At 43.7% G+C, this 15,494-nt stretch carries 11 protein-coding genes; 8 read left to right on the forward strand and 3 right to left on the reverse strand.

Annotated features, from left to right (window positions below):
- Positions 1-74: 74 nt before the first annotated feature.
- Both ECHVI_RS16875 and ECHVI_RS16880 read left to right on the forward strand, forming a co-directional pair.
- A complete protein-coding gene (locus ECHVI_RS16875) occupies positions 75-2,552 on the forward strand; it encodes a PIG-L family deacetylase (RefSeq protein WP_015267227.1) in 2,478 nt (825 codons plus the stop codon).
- A gap of 93 nt (positions 2,553-2,645) precedes the next feature.
- Entirely contained in the window at positions 2,646-4,358 is a 1,713-nt protein-coding gene (locus tag ECHVI_RS16880; RefSeq protein ID WP_015267229.1) for a sodium:solute symporter family protein, read from the forward strand.
- 96 nt (positions 4,359-4,454) lie between these two features.
- On the opposite strand, the gene ECHVI_RS16885 is transcribed toward ECHVI_RS16880, so the two are convergent.
- Positions 4,455-5,306 (reverse strand): DUF2911 domain-containing protein, encoded by an 852-nt coding sequence (locus ECHVI_RS16885; RefSeq protein ID WP_015267230.1) that lies wholly within the window; start codon positions 5,304-5,306, stop codon positions 4,455-4,457.
- A gap of 61 nt (positions 5,307-5,367) precedes the next feature.
- Between ECHVI_RS16885 and ECHVI_RS16890 the strand changes: the two genes are divergently transcribed.
- Genes ECHVI_RS16890 through ECHVI_RS16900 form a run of 3 tightly spaced genes read left to right on the forward strand, consistent with a single transcriptional unit; the run spans position 5,368 to position 7,754 of the window.
- Entirely contained in the window at positions 5,368-5,982 is a 615-nt protein-coding gene (locus ECHVI_RS16890) for a DNA-3-methyladenine glycosylase (protein ID WP_015267231.1), read from the forward strand.
- Positions 5,983-6,903, forward strand: a complete 921-nt coding sequence (locus ECHVI_RS16895) for a 2-hydroxyacid dehydrogenase (RefSeq protein ID WP_015267232.1) — start codon at positions 5,983-5,985, stop codon at positions 6,901-6,903.
- Between the two features lie 17 nt (positions 6,904-6,920).
- On the forward strand, positions 6,921-7,754 hold the full coding sequence (locus tag ECHVI_RS16900; RefSeq protein WP_015267233.1) for a universal stress protein: 834 nt from the start codon (positions 6,921-6,923) through the stop codon (positions 7,752-7,754).
- 113 nt (positions 7,755-7,867) lie between these two features.
- Here the strand turns inward: ECHVI_RS16900 and ECHVI_RS16905 are convergent, their stop codons facing one another.
- Positions 7,868-8,590, reverse strand: coding sequence for a tetratricopeptide repeat protein (locus tag ECHVI_RS16905; protein WP_015267234.1), 723 nt, complete (start codon positions 8,588-8,590; stop codon positions 7,868-7,870).
- Positions 8,591-8,902: 312 nt separating this feature from the next.
- Positions 8,903-9,547: a hypothetical protein gene (locus ECHVI_RS16910; protein WP_157501488.1), complete on the reverse strand. Its 645-nt coding sequence runs from the start codon at positions 9,545-9,547 to the stop codon at positions 8,903-8,905.
- Positions 9,548-9,732: 185 nt separating this feature from the next.
- Between ECHVI_RS16910 and holA the strand changes: the two genes are divergently transcribed.
- Genes holA through ECHVI_RS16925 form a run of 3 tightly spaced genes read left to right on the forward strand, consistent with a single transcriptional unit; the run spans position 9,733 to position 15,478 of the window.
- Positions 9,733-10,755, forward strand: a complete 1,023-nt coding sequence (gene holA, locus ECHVI_RS16915) for a DNA polymerase III subunit delta (RefSeq protein ID WP_015267236.1) — start codon at positions 9,733-9,735, stop codon at positions 10,753-10,755.
- A 16-nt stretch (positions 10,756-10,771) separates the two neighbouring features.
- Positions 10,772-13,762, forward strand: coding sequence for a tetratricopeptide repeat protein (locus ECHVI_RS16920; protein WP_015267237.1), 2,991 nt, complete (start codon positions 10,772-10,774; stop codon positions 13,760-13,762).
- A gap of 57 nt (positions 13,763-13,819) precedes the next feature.
- A complete protein-coding gene (locus tag ECHVI_RS16925) occupies positions 13,820-15,478 on the forward strand; it encodes a TonB-dependent receptor (RefSeq protein ID WP_245553355.1) in 1,659 nt (552 codons plus the stop codon).
- Positions 15,479-15,494 lie beyond the last annotated feature (16 nt).

Raw genomic sequence — 15,494 nt, forward strand, 5'->3', positions numbered from 1 at the left:
GACCTACCATTGGTATAAAAATGATTTGTACTTTGATATGTTTCCTGTAGTTTTCAATAATTAAACGCATATTTATGAAGCTTAAATACCTGTCTCTTTTTATCCTGTTTTTTTTGATAATTAAGTTCCCTTCGTGGAGTGGAAGCCAGCATCGAAATCCATCTTCTGCCATTTACCATGAATTACTGAAGCTTCGGGAAACGCAGCGCGTCCTGTATATCGCGGCCCATCCTGATGATGAGAATACGCGATTGATTGCCTATTTGGGAAATCACACCCATGCAGAAGTCGGGTACCTGTCCCTAACCCGTGGGGACGGCGGGCAAAACCTGATCGGAAAGGAACTTGGGGTTGAATTGGGTATGATTCGCACACAGGAATTGTTAAAAGCCCGGGAGATAGATGGAGGACAACAGTTTTTTTCCAGGGCCATTGATTTTGGCTATAGTAAAAACCCTGATGAAACCCTTAACAATTGGGATAAGGATAAGCTATTGGCGGATGTGGTTTGGGTCATTAGAAAATTCCAGCCCGACATCATCATCAACCGCTTCAATACGACACCAGGCGTCACACATGGTCATCATACGACATCTGCCATTCTTTCATTGGAGGCTTTTAGGGACGCTGCGGATCCTCAGATGTTTCCAGAACAGCTGGACAAAGTGAAACCTTGGCAAACAAAGCGTGTTTTCTGGAATGCATACAATTGGAGAGCCCCTTATCAACCTGAGGAAGGCAAGCTTTACCATGCTTATGAGACGGGAGAATATGATGATTTGTTGGGAGTTACCTATGCTCAAATCGCAGCAGACAGTAGAACCATGCACAAATCACAAGGCTTTGGTTCCACCGCCCCATATGGTGGAGCCGTGGATTTTATTGAATTGGTCGACGGAGAGGCGTTTGAAGATTCGCCTTTTGAAGGGGTTCCCAGCCGATGGAATGAGGTAGCTAACGGGCAGGCCATCAAAAGTGCACTGGATCAGGCGGTTAATCAATTTGATTTTGTCGATTTAACCAATAATATACCCCAGTTTTTGGCCGTTAAGCAACTAATTGATGAATTGGATCCCTCTGCCAAATGGATAAAGGAAAAGCAGGAAAGTATAGACCAGTTAATCCAAGAATTGCTGGGACTGAAAATAGCGTTTACAGCTGCGCAAGAGGAAGCCTATCTTGGCGAAAAGGTCGAAGGAACCTTGGTGGTAAACAATCCCTCGACCGTTGACATCCAAGTGCTGGATTTTACCGTTTTGGGAAAAGATTATGCTTTCCAAAAGCACTTGAAGGAAAATGCAGTGCTCAGGAACAGTGTGCCATTGGCTTTCCATACCCATATGCCTGTTTCTCAGCCTTATTGGATTGAGCATCCTCCCCAAAACAATCTTTACGACGTTAAGGAACAAGAAAAAATCGGTAAGCCGTTTAATGATCCGACTGTCAGTGGCTCCCTTAGATTCCAACTTGAAGGAGAGGAGTTTTCGGTTAAGGTTCCTTTGGTATATAAGTATAATGATCCTGTGGACGGGGAGGTGGTCCAGCCGTTCGTGTTGTTGCCACCCGTGCAGGTATCGGTCGATCATGATCAGGTATATGTCCTGTCGGACAACCCCTCTGAGTTTACCGTAAAGGTGTCCTTTGGAACACAGATTTTACCGGGTGATTTAAGGTTAGAAGGCATCCCTCAAACGGCCTATAAGGTAATGGAAGCCACCGTCCATGAGGCTCAAAAAGAAAAAACGTACCTTGTAAGTGTCAATGGAGACACCGAAGTGGGCAAAACGGTGGTTACGGCACAGTACGTTACCGATGAAGGAAGTATTTATGAGGAAGGCGTGAAACATATCAATTACAAGCATATTCCTGCATTAACTTATTTTCCGAAGGCTAATTTTGACTTGATCAAACTGGATCTGAAGACCACTGTCCAAAACATCGGTTATATACCAGGGGCCGGTGATGATGTGCCGGAGGTGCTGAGAAATTTGGGGTATGCGGTGACGATGCTGGAGAATGGCAGCCTGGATGTTGCGCGGTTAAAGCAGTATTCCACGGTGATTATTGGCATCAGGGCATTTAACGTCAATCAGCAAGTAGTCGATCAATTTGATCAATTGATGCAATATGTAGAAGATGGTGGAAACCTAATTGTCCAATACAACACTACCGCTTCGCTTAAGACCGATGAGCTGGGACCATATCCTTTTGAGATCACCCGTAAGCGGGTAGCAGTAGAGGATGCTCCTGTGGAGGTGGATTATGAGGCGCACCCAGCCCTTAGGGGACCCAATGCCATTACCAAGAAGGATTTTGAGGGGTGGATCCAAGAAAGGGGACTTTATTTTACCGATAATTGGGATGAGCACTATGTGACCCCACTGTCCATGCATGATCCGGGAGAGTCCGCCAGTGAGGGAAGTTTGTTATTGGCGAACTATGGTAAAGGGACTTACACGTATTCAGGGATTTCCTGGTTCAGGTTGTTGCCAGCTGGAGTTCCCGGAGCCATTAAATTATTTGTGAACCTAATCGAACAAGACCATGAGTGAACCTTCCGTCAATTGGAATAGACTTTATCTTTTGCTTATCCTGGTATTGGCTGGATTGATCGTTTTATTTTATGGCATTACCCGTTATTATTCATGAGTTATCTTGATTGGATAGTCCTTTTTGGGACGCTATTGGCGATCATCGGCTTCGGGATTTATAAGACCTACGGCAGCAAGGATATGAACAGCTACCTCAGAGGAGGTAGTGAGATGGGATGGTGGACCATTGGGCTGTCCATCATGGCCACCCAAGCTTCAGCAATTACCTTTTTGAGCACCCCGGGACAAGCTTATCAAGATGGGATGCGCTTTATCCAGTTTTATTTTGGTTTGCCCATTGCCATGATCATTTTGTCCGTAACGTTTATACCGATTTACTATAAATTAAAGGTTTATACGGCTTATGAATTTCTGGAGTCGCGATTTGATTTAAAAACCAGGACATTGGCCGCTTTCTTATTTTTGATCCAGCGTGGTTTGGCCGCAGGGATTACCATTTATGGTCCCGCCATCATCTTGAGCACATTGCTTAACTGGAACCTCACCTTTACCAATATCTTCATAGGGCTCATTGTGATTGTGTATACCGTGACAGGGGGAACCAAGGCCGTATCCATCACCCAAAAGCAGCAAATGACCGTGATGATGGGAGGGATGATCCTCGCAGGGATTTTGGTGTATAACATGCTTCCGGTTTCCCTAAATGATGCCATGCATGTGGCCGGCAAAATGGGGAAGCTCAATATCGTCAGTTTTGACTTTGACCTTGGCGACCGGTATAATTTTTGGTCTGGGATTACTGGGGCCTTGTTTTTGTTTTTGTCTTATTTTGGTACTGATCAGTCTCAAGTCCAGCGCTACCTTAACGGGCGATCCTTGCGCGAAAGCCGCATGGGATTGATTATGAATGGCTTCTTGAAAGTGCCCATGCAGTTTGTGATCCTTTTTATTGGAGTTTTGGTGTTTGTGTTTTATCAGTTTTACCAACCACCCATTTTCTTCAATAAAGTACAAACCGAGCGACTGGCCGAGAGTGATTATAACGAGGAATTTCAGCAGCTGCAGGGGCAATATGATGAGGTGTTTGAGGAGAAGAATGTGGCCATCAAGTCCTTAATAGCCGCCCAAAAGGAAGGGCATGCTGGTGAAGTGGCATCCTTACAACAGGAAATTTCATCCAAGCAGCAGCAACAAGAAGAAATCCGCACAGGAGTAAAGGAGTTGATCACCAAAAATGATCCAAACGCCGAAACGAGGGATACCGACTACGTGTTTATGCGGTTTGTGATGGATTATCTTCCCAAAGGGGTGGTAGGGCTTTTATTCGCCGTGATATTTAGTGCGGCCATGTCCAGCACGGCTTCAGAGCTAAATGCACTTGGCGCAACTTCCTCTGTCGATATCTACAAACGCTCCATCAACAAAGGAAAATCTGAGCGCCATTATACCCTTTCTTCTAAGCTGTTGACCGCCTTGTGGGGGATTTTTGCGATTCTATTTGCTACCTATGCCACGTTATTTGAAAATTTGATCCAAGCAGTAAACTTACTAGGGTCACTGTTCTATGGGACCATTTTGGGTATTTTTTTGGTTGGGTTTTACGTGAAATGGGTGAAGGGAAATGCAGTGTTCTTGGCGGCTTTGGTGGCCGAGGCGGTGATCTTGCTGGTCCACTGGAAGAATGGTAGTGAGCTATTGGGCATTCCCATTGACATCGGCTATCTCTGGTACAATGCCATCGGCTGTCTGCTGGTAATGGGGCTTTCAGCAGTATTTCAAACGGTGAAAGGCAAGCCAGCCAGGTAAATTAAAAAACCGTCATCATTTCTGGAATGATGACGGTTTTTTTTATCCTTTAAATCAAGGGGTTGTATAGCGCCGGCTTAATAAAACAGGTGACCACTACTGCAGAGCTTTGATCAAGCGGTCATTGAGATTAACATAATCCATGTTTTTGGCTTCATCAGCGAGTTGTTTGGACATTTCAGCACTTTGGATCGCTTCTTCTGTCAGGCCTAACTTGTCTTCAATCTTAGCTTTCAGGTGAACGGTCCAATATTTCGGATCCGCAGCGACCGACTTTTGTATCCATTCATGGGCTTGCTCCATGTCCTTATCATTGGTATAATAGTAGGATGCGGCTTGATATAACAGCCCTGGATTGTCCGATTTGGCATCAATGACCATTTCTTGGATTTGTGCCATTACTACGGGGTCCACTTCGGTTTCAATGCGGAAGCCAGCAGCCGTTTTTTCCCAATGGAGGTTCAGCGTGGCACCGGTATCGGTCATGTCGTTAAAGCTCAGCTCCATGGTTTCATACATTTCCTTGCTTTTTTTGGAAGGAACCGTAAACCTGAGCACATCGTTTTCATCTGTATAACCTATGGCGCCCCAAAGCTCCAGGTTATCTGAAAGGATAAAGGTCCATTCCTTTTTGTTTGGAATGGCGTACAGGGCATAGGTGCCAGCTGATACCTCATGGCCTTCTACCTTTACCGGTGTGCTGAAGGTGATTTTGGTGCTTGCATTGGCTCCTGTTCTCCATACTTCTCCATAGGGAACCAAGGTGCCGAAGATTTTCCGGTCTTTGACACTGGGCCTACTGTATTCCAATTTTACATCAGTCAGGCCTATTTTTTGACTGATGGTAGCTGCAGGGCTCGCTTGAGGCATCTGGATCTGCTGTGCCTTGGTGATGCCAAAGGAAAATAGCGCTAGCAATAAAAGAATGGGCGTTGCGGTAAGCTTCATAGGATTAATACGTTATTTTTAAATAGTAATGAAATGATGATTTATTCCAAATAGTGATAAAATGATTGAAAATGATGTAGAAATTCTTCCAAAAGCATTCTTTCTAAATAAGGACGTGACCGAGATCGCGCGACATCTTCTGGGAAAAATTATCGTAACATACATAAACGGGGAATACACCTCTGCCCGGATCGTCGAAACAGAAGCCTATGATGGTACTGTTGACAAGGCTTGTCATGCATTTCCGAACAAGATAACGAGAAGAACAGCCGTAATGTTCAGTGAAGGGGGCAGAAGTTATGTTTATCTTTGTTATGGCATCCATCACCTGTTTAACATCGTAACTCAGGAAGAGGGTATTCCCAAAGCCGTCCTGATCCGAGCGGTAGAACCCCTTGCAGGAAAGGAAATCATGAAAAGACGAAGAAATTGCCATCATGATCGCCAATTGACCAATGGCCCAGGGAAGGCTGCACAAGCATTGGGAATCAGTACTTTGCACAATGATGTGATCTTATATCAAAAAAATGGTATGATCTACATTGGATGTGAAATGAATAACCTTAAATTTGAAATTAATGTTAGTACAAGGATTGGTGTAGATTATGCAGGGGAAGATGCCAAACTCCCTTGGAGGTTTTACATAAAGAATAATCCAAACGTAAGCAAGCAATAAATGAGTTTAGCCATTATATCACCTAACAGGGACATTACTCCATGGTTGGAGATCTTTAAGAAAACAGCAGGAGACATTCCACTGGAGATTTATCCGAATATCAAAAATCCGGCGGAAGTATCGGCCGTTATGTTATGGCAGCATCCCAAGGGATCCCTACAGCCTTTTCCCAACTTAAAGCTTATATGCTCAATGGGAGCGGGGGTAGACCATATCCTTGGCGATGATACCATTCCAGCGGATATTCCGATCACCAGGATCGTGGATTCCCGGTTGACCTTTTCCATGACCAATTATGTGGTGATGGGGGTATTGAATCATCACCGGCAGATTTTACGGTATCAGGCGGATAAACAGGCCCGAAAGTGGGACATGAGCAATCCTGAAATCCCCGTAAATGTAGGGGTAATGGGCGTCGGAGAGCTGGGCGGTGATGTTTTGGACAAGTTATCTCTTTTAGGAATCAACGTGTATGGATACGGAAACAGTCCTAAGCCTGATTTTGACCATCCGTATTATTATGGGGAGCAGCTTGAAACGTTCTTGTCAAAATGCAATGTGTTGGTATGCCTATTGCCTTTGACAGCACAAACTGATGGGATTTTAAATATTGAATTGTTCAGAAAATGTACAAAAGGAACATATTTGATTAATGTGGCCCGGGGCAAACATTTGGTGGAAGAGGATTTGATCACCGCATTGGAAGAAGGCCATTTGAGCGGTGCGCTATTGGATGTTTTTCAGCAAGAACCTTTGCCCAAAAACCATCCTTTTTGGGAGCAAGAGAAGATTTCCATTACGCCTCATATTGCCAGTATTACCAATCCTGAGGCCGCTGCACCGCAGATCATTGAAAATTATAGGAATCTGGAGAATGGATTGGCGTTTATAAACCAGATTGATAGAAAGAAAGGATATTAATTAAATAATAAATAGTCATGAGTACTTTTAAGATTCTATGCCCAACCGATTTTTCGGAATGTTCACTGAACGCCTTGGAATATGCCGCTAAGCTGGGCGAAAAATATAAAGCAGAATTGATCCTTTTTCATGTCCCAAGCATGGAGGATTATAAGAAGTTGTTTCAGCAGCCCAAAAGTGGTGCGTTAGATTTTGTCCAGCAAAAAATGAACAACTTGGTGGACGAAGTACTGTTTGAAAGTAAAGACAAGGGGCTACGCAAGTGTGTAGCGGTGCTGGAAGAAGGGGAGACGGTGAAGACGATCGTGGACTATGCCAAAAACCATAAGGTGGACCTCATCGTCATGGGCACGGAAGGCGTCAATGACATCAAAACCAACTTCATAGGAACCAAATCCAGCAATGTAATCGAACTTGCGGAAACTGATGTGCTCATGGTGCCTCGAAAGGTGTTTTTCAAACCACCCCGCAAATTTGTCTATGCTTCGGACTATCTGGAAGAAGATAAACTAGCTGTCCAAAAAGTAGTGGAAATGGCAGGTTTCTATGACAGTGAAATTGACATTGTGCATGTGGGCACGCGGATGAAAGCCATCGATAAAGCCTTGCACCAGACCATGGTCGAGGAGATAAAACCTTTTATCCGCTATGAAAAAACCAGCTATGTGCTAAAGACCTTTCGGGATGAAGTAGGATTGGGCTTGGAAAACTACCTGTTGACCGCCAAAGGAGATATTTTGGTTACCCTTAGTAAAAAGAAGACTTGGTTTGATCAGCTTTTTACCAAAAACCTATCAAAGAAAATGTCCTATTTTATCAATAAACCGCTCTGGGTGATCAAGAGGGTGTAATGGACTTATGGGTATATGACCAAGTTACGAAGCTGGACAAACCCGTTTGATATTTTGTAAGGAAGTGATTTGTGTTTTGGCAGGTGGTTACCTGCCAATGCCGCATAGCTGCTTTATTTCTTTTTCCCCAGTTTGGATTGGATGAAGGAGAAGAATTCTGCCCGTGTATTTTTATCGCTGAGAACTTTTCCGACCGTTTTCCAATAATTGGTAAAAGACAAACTTTTTGTTTGTGGAGTAGGTTGGTTTTTGAGTTGCTCTGGAATTTGGTCAGGTGTTTTTTTGACAGGATTCTCTTTGGGGGCATTGGTGCTTTTATATTCTTTGGGCTGATAGCCTACCAATTTGTCTGCTTTGTCAAAACTCTTTTTTGACCGCTCTTTATAGCCTAATTTTTCTTCGACAATTCCCTTGTTGTTATAGGAAACTGCATCTTCCGGATCCATTTCGATGGCCTTTTCATAATCGGCGATAGCACCCTCCAAATCTCCAATGCGATCCTTTAAAAAAGCCCGGCTTGAATAGCGATAGGGATTGTTTGGATCGAGGTTTAGGGCACGGTCCAGCTCTGACAAGGCTTCCTCATTCCGCTTCAACAGGTGGAGCACCACGGCACGATCACTGATAAAGTCAGCATTGTACTGATCCGTTTTCAGCAAGAGGTCAAAATCCTCCAAGGCCAGTTCCAGTTTTCCCATTCTGGAAAGCACACGTCCCCGATGTAGCAAAATGATGGGTTGGTTTGGAGTGTTGGCTAACAACTGGTTGAAAACCTCCAATGCCTCTTCGAATTTACCTTCTTTATACAGCGAAATGCCTTGATTGATATCACTCACCCTTTTATTCGTTTTAAAATTTGTGCAAAACTAATAACAATATTCATAACAGCCCATCGATCGAATAAGTTTAAAAGGAGTTGTTTAAAAAGTAGGGGAACGAGCACCATTCATGGTCAGTGCCAAGGCTACCTCTTGGCCAAATGAAACCCATTAACGATAACATAATCGCTACAAATAGCCTTGCTGGAATGGAGGTGACATAGAAAAAGGGTGTGGTTACCTGCCTTGATTCATCCTCGCGGACCGTATTCTACCTTTTTTGGTGCAGGGATATCTAATCCAGCCAAGGATAATATAAAGGGATGTTCTTTAGGTGTTGATGAGCTTTTTTAGCTTGCGGATATTGCCATTGGTCATTTTCAATGTGATCATTTCAGGTCCTGCATAGTACCTAAACCGTACCTTCTCTGCAGTGCTGATGTGATGGATGATCTCTGAGGAGAGGGAATAGTGAAGTTTGTATTTTATGCTATTGTATTGGTTGTATCCCGTTACGATGGTTACTTCTGTGGAATCTATGGCCATGATATCATCCGTGTCCTCCTGGATGTGGGTTTTGTTTTCTGCGGTGATCGATTCGACGGATATGGGATAAATGGTTTGATCAATCAAGAGGTAAATTTCTTTTTCCATCGGGTAGGAATTGGCACTCATGCTGATCACATCATAGGAAGAATAAACCGGGGATCCTGCCGAATGGGTTTCCTTTAAAATGGTTTGTTTGGCATGGTAAAACGGAGATGCTTTTTCCTCTGCATCTTTATAAATGAAATTCCTTCTCACCCGAGACTGGTCCTTTACCTCGTCATGTTCCACCACCATAGGGTTTTTGATAAACCAAGCGCATCCAGTCAACAGGGACAAAAGCACTATCAGTATCAATGGTGTCAACTTTTGGAGAGAGGAAAGTATCCTGGTCATTAGCATAGGCAGTCCCAAAAATATGGTTTTCAAAAATTGGATAATTGATTTACGGATATAATGGAAAGAGGGTTTAAGCGGAAAGCAAGGAACCAAGGAGAATACACCGTTTGGCCATGGATAGTACATGGGCTGCTTGTTTTTTTATCAAAGGAATATCTCGTTTCATTATTCCCAAGATGTCAATTATTTCTATATTTGAATAGAATTAATTAGATATGCCAAACCAACCTGAAGCAGTTATAAAAGAGTTGAAAAGCGGGAAATATGCTCCCGTTTATTTTTTGCAGGGAGAGGAGCCTTATTTCATTGATCAGATTACGGATTATATAGAAGAGCATGCCATTCCCGAGCATGAAAAAGGCTTTAATCAGATCATGATGTATGGTAAGGACGCCACCATGAACACGGTGTTGACGAATGCCCGCCGCTTTCCCATGATGGCAGAGCGGCAAGTGGTCATCGTCAAAGAGGCCCAGAATCTTCCTGACCTTGGCAAAGAAGCTGGTGACAATTTGCTCATCAACTATCTTTCCAATCCTCTTCCCAGTACCATATTGGTTTTTGCGCACAAGTACAAGGTATTGGATGGAAGAAAGGCCTTGGCAAAAGAGCTGGACAAGAAGGCTGTGCTCGTCAAATCTGCCAAGGTTCCAGAATATAAGTTAAGTCCTTGGATAGAGGCTTATCTAAAGGGAAAAGGCTTTAGCATAGAGCCGAAAGCTTGTCAGATCATTGCCGAATCCATCGGGAATAACCTCGAAGTACTGACTAACGAGATCGATAAAATGCTGATCAACTTCAGTGAACCGGTTCAGATCGACAGCAATCATATCCAGCAATTTATAGGCATCAACAAGGATTATAATAACTTCGAGCTCACCAAGGCATTGAGTTTTAGAGATGTATTGAAAGCCAACAAGATCATACATTATTTCAGCCAAAATCCTAAATCCAATCCGCTGATACCGATCATTGCATTGCTTTATTTGCATTTTTCGCGATTGCTGATGGTGCATGCCAATAAAAGTCTTGGGGAGCGGGAACTGGCCGGAAAATTAAAGGTGAACCCTTATTTTATGAAAGAATATATGATTGCTTCCAAAAACTATCCTTTAGGCAAGGTTATTGATAATATCGGATACTTAAAGGAAGCTGATCTTCGTTCAAAAGGTATCGATGCCAATGGCATGAACGAAGCCGAAATCCTAAAGGAACTCGTATTTAAATTGATGCATTAAGGTGCAAAACTTTACCATGAGAAAACTATTATTACTGTTTGTAGCAACAGGCATTTTTTGTCAAGCACAGGGCCAGTCCAGTTTATACCAGACGGGCTTGGAAAGGCAGATAGATGATGCCTATGAGCTTTTTGACAAGCATCAATACAGCGCTTCAAAATTGGAATTTGAAAAGCTAAAGGAGGCTTCACTTAGCCCTTCACAGCAAATCGATGTGGACTTTTACCATGCGGTTTCGGCTTTGCGGTTGGACAATCCAGATGGCCCTAGCTTGGTTGCCAAGATCATCATGGATTATCCCAACGATCCCAAAGCAAACGAAGCAGCATTCCTCATGGGGGATTATTACTTCGATAAGCGGCATTACAAGAAATCCATCGAAGCCTATAACCTGGTCAATGTGGATGTGGTGACATTTGAACAGCGGTCAAAAGTTTACTTTAAAACCGGTTATGCCTATTTCCAGCTAAAGGATTATGCCAATGCGGCGCGCTACTTTGATCCCGTCAAAAAGATGCAGACTTCCTACACTGGAGACGGTTATTATTATGGCGGATATGTGGCCTTGGAGCAAAACAAATATGATCAAGCCATTGCCGATTTTAAACAAGCCGACCGCTACCCGGAATACCAGTCCAAAGTCCCCTATATGCTTTCTGAGCTTTATTATCGCCAAGAGCAGTACGATGAGTTAATTGCTTATGCTACGCCAATTACCCAGTCCAGGGGAAATTTGGATCGAAAGGAAGGCATTTACCTGCTATTGGCGGAAGCCTATTTTGAAAAGCGTGACTTTACCAATGCGGCCACCTACTATGATGCCGCCACCAAAGCAGGGAAGGGAGATATGACGCGTGAGCAAATGTACAAGGCTGGCGTGGCCCAATTTAAGGTAAACCAATATGAAAAGGCCACAGACTATTTCAAGCAGGTGGCCTTGGAGAAAGATAAACTGGGGCAAGTTTCCAGTTATTATCTTGGGCATGCTTACCTGCAGCTGAACAATCCACAGTATGCCGTGACCAGTTTCAGTACCGCATACAAGAGTGACTATGATCCCGCCATCAAAGAGGAGGCATTGTTCAACTATGCCAAATTGAGTTTGGAGAGGGGAGGCTTCCAAGAGGCCATCAATGCGCTTGACAGTTACCTGGCCAATTATCCCAATGGGCCGCATGTGGGCGAGGTGGAGACGTTGTTGAGTGATGCGCTTATCAACACCAATAATTACCTCCGTGCAATCCAGCATATCGAAGGAATGAGCAACAGATCGCCGGCCATCCGGGCGGCTTATCAAAAAGTGACTTATTATCAGGGATTGACTTACTATCGAAACAAGCAATACAATCAAGCAATTACCTATTTTGATAAGTCCATCACTTACCCGGTGGATAAGGAGATTGTCCATGAAGCCTTTTACCGAAAAGGTGAGGCCTTTGCGGCCAAAGAGGATCTGAAAGGTGCCATTACGGCTTACGAGCAGGTCATGAATATGCGCTTGACCTCTTTGGATCCGGCATTGATCAAGAGCCATTATGGCTTGGGCTATGCCTATTTTAATACGCAGGAATACGCCAAAGCGGAACGTCAATTCAAGTCGTATACGGATAAGATCAAGAAAGTATCCAATGTCCAAAGTTATTACGATGATGCGTTGATTCGCTTGGGAGACTGCTATTACATCCAGAAAAAATTTGATCCGGCCTTGAGCACTTTCCACCTGGCGATCAGTGAGCGCAATCCCTCGTCGGATTACGCCCATTACATGGCCGGGGTCGTCCTGAATTTCCAAAACAGAAACCGTGAAGCAGTGGCTGAATTGGACAGGGCTATCAGCCAATATCCTAACAGTCGTTTTCGGGATGATATCATCTTCCAAAAAGCCCAAATCAATATGGAAGAGTCCAATTATGCTGCAGCCCGGGAAGGCTATAGCAACCTGATCAATAAGAGTCCAAACAGTCCTTTTGTTCCCTATGCATTGGAGGGAAGGGCCATCGCTAGTTATTCTCTGAAAAACTACGATCAGACCATTAATGACTACAAGAAAATACTGGATCGGTATCCGAATGCAGACAATGCCAATGCAGCATTGGTGGGGCTTCAAGAGGCGTTGACACTACAAGGTAGGTCAGGTGAATTTTCCAATTACCTGTCCGATTATAAAAACTCCAATCCGGGCAATGAAAGTGTGCAGGGAGTGGAGTATGAAGCGGCCAAGAACCTGTTTTTTGGACAGTCCTATCAGCAAGCCATCCGTGCTTTCCAAACTTACCTGAGCAATTATCCAAATTCTGCTCAAAAGCAAGAGGCCACTTACTTTATCGGTGATGCCTATTTGCGCCTTGAGCAAGAGGAAAAAGCCTTGGAGACCTTCTACCAACTTGAGAAAATGGGTGCTTCCAGCCAAAGGGCCAAAGCGATCCAGCGGATAGCGGAAATTGAGTTTAACCGCAAGAATTATCAGCAAGCCATTCCTTATTTTATCACCAGTACCAAGGTGGCTAGGGATAGGATAGAGCAATATGAGGCCAATAAAGGATTGATGATGGCCTATTATGAAACGGGCAAATATGATTCTGCAGACTTCTATGCCAATAAGGTGATCGAACTCGGGGATGTTACGGCAGATGCCAAGTCGAACGCCCAACTCATCAAGGCCAAGTCACTACTGAAGACCGGTAAGAATGCCGACGCACAGGATGAGTTGATGGCCTTGGTAAATGAAAGTGGCAGTATCCAAGGGGCCGAAGCACTTTTCTTGCTTGCGGAATCCTTTAGAAAAGCGGAAAACTTCTCTCAGTCGAATGAGACGATCTTTAGTTTCTCCGAGAAGTATGCAGTTTATGATTATTGGTACGGAAAATGCTTTGTGTTGCTGGCGAAAAACTACAAATCCCTCAACGAAAATTTCCAGGCGAAGGCAACGCTTGAATCAGTAATCGAAAATTCAGCAAATGACCAAGTCATCAAAGAAGCCAAGGCTGAACTATCTACTTTACCATAAACTTTTGTTGACGTATTGATTAAAGAAAAGATGAATAAAGTACTTAAAATCATATATTTGTCGTTATTTTTACCATTGGCTTCCGTTTATGCCCAAGACCAAAAGGGAAATGAACGGGGTGAAGTAACAGACGCAGAGTTTATCATCCGTAAGGATCGGGTGTTGAGTTTGCCGAAACGGACGAGGAACTTCGAAACCGTGCCTGCCCTTCCGCAGCCGGAGCGTAAAAGCAGCTTTAGTTATGGGGCAAGAGACTTCTTTTTTACCCTTCCCCCAAGTCAATCTGAAATCAAACCGTACCAAAAGCAATTTCCAACTGGCACCGAATCCCTGTACCATAGTTTGGCCAGGATTGGGTACGGAAACTATCAGTCACCGCTGGCTGAACTCTATGTCAATAACCTGCAGAGTGATTACCTCAATTATGGTGTTATGTTACGGCATCAAGGGTTTTATGAAGGACCGGTAGACAAAAAGAATTCTGCTGAAGATCACACGAATATTCGGTTAAATGCCAATTATTTTACAGAATTTGTCGAAGTATTTGGAGAGGTAGGGTATGATCGGGATCGGTATCATTTTTACGGTTATACACCGGGCACTGAGGTTATGGCGGAGGATATCCAGCAGTTGTTTAGCACCATTTATGGAAAGGGTGGTGTTCGAAATATAGCAAAGGATGATCCATTTAATTATGAGGCAAAAATAGGGCTGAGGTTGTTCAATGATGATTATAATGCCCGGGAGCATCAGTTCAGTTTTGAAGGATTGGGCTATTATAATGTTAACGATGACTTTCGTGCCGGGCTTGATGTTTCAGCTTATGTGACTTCCCCTTCGGATGTGGGGTATAATGACATAAATAGAAATTATGCCAAGCTTACGCCTTTTGTACGGTATAAAACGACGATGTTTGAGGTGAACGCCGGAGTAAACCTGGTCAATGAAAATGATGTCTACGATAACAAAAATGGAGACTTTCATGTATTTCCCAAGGTAGATGCAACCTATTACATCCATGAAGCTTTTGCGGTGTATGGGCAGTATATCGGTGATGTAAAGCGAAATACTTACTATGGCTTTGCGATGGAAAACCCTTATTTGGGTCCGAGTGACCGCTTGTTGAACACTGTTCAGAAGTTTAAAGCAGAAGGAGGAATTAAAGGCAGTGTAAACGATGCCTTTACTTACAAATTGGGCGTAGCCTATGGTGATTATGACAATATGCATTTCTATGCCAATGGGAGCAGCGACAGCACACGGTTTGAATTGTTGTATAATGACGGCGCTGTATTGAATTATACAGGGTCATTGGGGTACAGCTTGAGCGATCGGTACCATCTTACAGCTGAGGCAAATTACTATCATTATACCTTGGATGATGTGGATGCCAGCAAGCCATCTGCAGCCGCCAGTCCTTGGCAGCGTCCAGAATGGGAGATCAATGTTCACAATACCTTTACTCCAGATGAAAAATGGCTCATTCAGGCTGGTTTGGACATGATGGGAGGGATCTATGCCCAAAACCTGGAGTCAGGTGTAACCGATACCTTAGATCCTATCCTGGATTTGAATGCTAAAATCGATTATAAGATCACTGACCGTTTGTCGGTGTTTGCAAAAGGCAATAATTTATTGAATCAAAAAAATGAACGCTATTGGAATTATCAATCCCGTGGAATTCAAGGGATTGGTGGGGTGACCTTTAAATTTTAGTTTTGGTGAGAAGAAA

This window comes from Echinicola vietnamensis DSM 17526 (assembly GCF_000325705.1).
In the GTDB taxonomy this organism is placed as follows: domain Bacteria; phylum Bacteroidota; class Bacteroidia; order Cytophagales; family Cyclobacteriaceae; genus Echinicola; species Echinicola vietnamensis.

Bases quoted from the DNA above. Each gene is read 5' to 3' on its own strand.
- ECHVI_RS16890 (WP_015267231.1), top strand. From the start codon at position 5,368: ATGATTGAAAATGATGTAGAAATTCTTCCAAAAGCATTCTTTCTAAAT.
- ECHVI_RS16880 (WP_015267229.1), top strand. From the start codon at position 2,646: ATGAGTTATCTTGATTGGATAGTCCTTTTTGGGACGCTATTGGCGATC.
- holA (WP_015267236.1), top strand. From the start codon at position 9,733: ATGCCAAACCAACCTGAAGCAGTTATAAAAGAGTTGAAAAGCGGGAAA.
- ECHVI_RS16900 (WP_015267233.1), top strand. From the start codon at position 6,921: ATGAGTACTTTTAAGATTCTATGCCCAACCGATTTTTCGGAATGTTCA.
- ECHVI_RS16920 (WP_015267237.1), top strand. From the start codon at position 10,772: ATGAGAAAACTATTATTACTGTTTGTAGCAACAGGCATTTTTTGTCAA.
- ECHVI_RS16885 (WP_015267230.1), bottom strand. From the start codon at position 5,306: ATGAAGCTTACCGCAACGCCCATTCTTTTATTGCTAGCGCTATTTTCC.
- ECHVI_RS16875 (WP_015267227.1), top strand. From the start codon at position 75: ATGAAGCTTAAATACCTGTCTCTTTTTATCCTGTTTTTTTTGATAATT.
- ECHVI_RS16895 (WP_015267232.1), top strand. From the start codon at position 5,983: ATGAGTTTAGCCATTATATCACCTAACAGGGACATTACTCCATGGTTG.